Genomic DNA, 2,292 nt, shown 5'->3' with positions numbered 1-2,292 from the left:
TTGTGTAACCAAGAGGATAAAATGAAAAAAAGTGTCATAGCAATAATATTCACTTTATTGATATTAACTTCATGCAGCAATTCAAATAATAATCAAAACTCAAATAATATACAATCAGATATTGATATTCCTTTAACTAAAAATGAAAAATTATACAATTATGAAGTAATATATTTGATGTCTGATAACGGAGAGTATGTAAGTTCTGCTTTAACATATAATACAAATAATTTAGGTACAATTGTTTATACAGAATCTAATCAAAACTCTATAACATTTAATGTAGAAAGAATAGGGGAGCTTGATGAAGGAAACATATCAGCAATTTCTTATGATAATAATACTTTAGAAGGAAATCTTCCAAGCATATCATATCCATTTAATGCCAAAATAGATAGTAAAGAAATAATTTTTAAATCAGTAAAAAGCCCTGTAACAGGAGCAAGAATAATTGAATATTCATACACAAATGGTTCTACTAATAACGATAATATATTTGAATATAAAAACTCTATATTCATATTGAATAATAAAAATAATTCAGAAGTAATAGATAAAATAAATTTGGATATAAACAAAGAATTTGATATAACCGATGCTGCTTCTTTTAATGATTTAGGATCATTATTAAAAAAAGAAAACGTAATAAGCAATAAAATGAATGCCTATTATGACGAATGGGTAAACTCAGATTATATAGCCAACACATCAGAAGATTTAAGTAAATACGGTATAAATTACTTGAGTGAAAAATTTATTTCAATAAACAGATTTATATATGAATACACAGGCGGTGCACATGGAACATACGCTACAGTATACAGTGTCTATTCATTAGAAAACGGAAATAAATTAAAAATAGAAGATTTAATAACAGACTTAAAAAATACTGACTTACTAAATTTAATAAAAGATAAACTCTTAAAAATAGAAGGAAGAGATGAAAGATCTTATTTTGATTTGAACGAACTTTCAATAGAAAACAATAATTTTTATATTACATCAAACGGTTTAGTATTCACTTGGGGAATATACGAAATCGGACCTTATGCAATAGGAGAGACTAAAGTATTAATGTCAGCAGAAGAAATAAAACCTTATTTAAAAGACGAGTACAAAACTATATTTGAATAATAAAAATATTTATTTATAAAGTTTATAAGAGGGTAGTTATTAATTTAATTACTCTCTTTTATTTTTTATAGTATAATACTTGATTAAAAATAAATAATAAACTATAATACTAACATAAGCTAAAATGCTTGAGAAAAATATCTTTGAATGTGTTCGAGTTTAATTTCGGAGGTATTTATTATGAGTATTTTTAATAGCTTAAAACTTAATTGGCATTTCATTAATAACTGCAATATGCATTGTAAGTTTTGTTATGCCTCAAAATATATCTGCAATGTAGATATATTTAAAATCGCAAAAAAGCTTAAACCTTTTAAGTATATTAATCTAGTAGGCGGTGAGCCAACTATATACAAAAACTATATTCCTTTATTGTATTATCTAAAGTCTCAAAATCATATATTAAGTATAGTAAGCAATGGTTCAATGCTTTTAAAAAATAAGTCTATACTAAATGCCACTTTAGAATGCTGTGATGTTATTGGTTTAAGCATAGACTCATTAGACAAAGAAACATGCCTAAAAATAGGAAGAAGTATAGGAAACAGCAGCACTATAACTGAAAAAGAATATCTGTACTTAGCTTCAAAAATCAAAGAAAGAGGCAAAGAATTAAAGATAAATACTGTAGTTAATAGATATAATTACAAAGAAAATCTAAACTCATTCATAGAAAAAACTCTTCCTAACAAATGGAAAATATTTCAGGTTCTTCCTATAGAAAATCTTAATTCCTGCAAAGAACTTTTAATAAGCGATGAAGAGTTTAATTATTTTCTAAACACTCATGCAGAAAATAAAAGAATAATGTACAGTGAAAACAATGATAATATGACTTCTTCCTATATAATGCTTGATGCCAAAGGAAGATTTTTCAATAACATTGATAATAAATATATTTACTCAAAAAGTTTATTAGAAGATGATGCTGATTTGTATGAAGAGTTTTTCAAAATGAATTATAGTATTGATAAATATTATAACAGGTACAAAAAAGCTAATTAATTGAAATATAGTGGCTTAAGTTTACGATTTATAAAAGGAGAAAGAAAATGGAAAAATTATATTATGAATTTGATGAAAAAGAACTAGAAAATACATTAGAAAAATTATATTCTTTTTTTTCAAAAACATGACGAAGATTTTGAAAAAACTTCT

At 24.6% G+C, this 2,292-nt stretch carries 2 protein-coding genes; both read left to right on the top strand.

Annotated elements, in window-relative coordinates; genetic code table 11:
* Nucleotides 1-21 precede the first annotated feature (21 nt).
* The gene (locus KQ44_RS03610; protein ID WP_096736275.1) at nt 22-1,134 is read left to right on the top strand and encodes a DUF3298 and DUF4163 domain-containing protein; all 1,113 of its coding nucleotides are present in this window, start codon (nt 22-24) and stop codon (nt 1,132-1,134) included.
* 180 nt (nt 1,135-1,314) lie between these two features.
* Nucleotides 1,315-2,139: a viperin family antiviral radical SAM protein gene (locus KQ44_RS03605; RefSeq protein WP_096736274.1), complete on the top strand. Its 825-nt coding sequence runs from the start codon at nt 1,315-1,317 to the stop codon at nt 2,137-2,139.
* Nucleotides 2,140-2,292: the final 153 nt, after the last annotated feature.

The organism is Brachyspira sp. G79, assembly GCF_002379365.1.
Taxonomy (GTDB): Bacteria; Spirochaetota; Brachyspiria; order Brachyspirales; family Brachyspiraceae; genus Brachyspira.
Note: the sequence above shows the minus strand (reverse complement) of the source record. Positions and strands in the feature narration are given on the sequence as shown.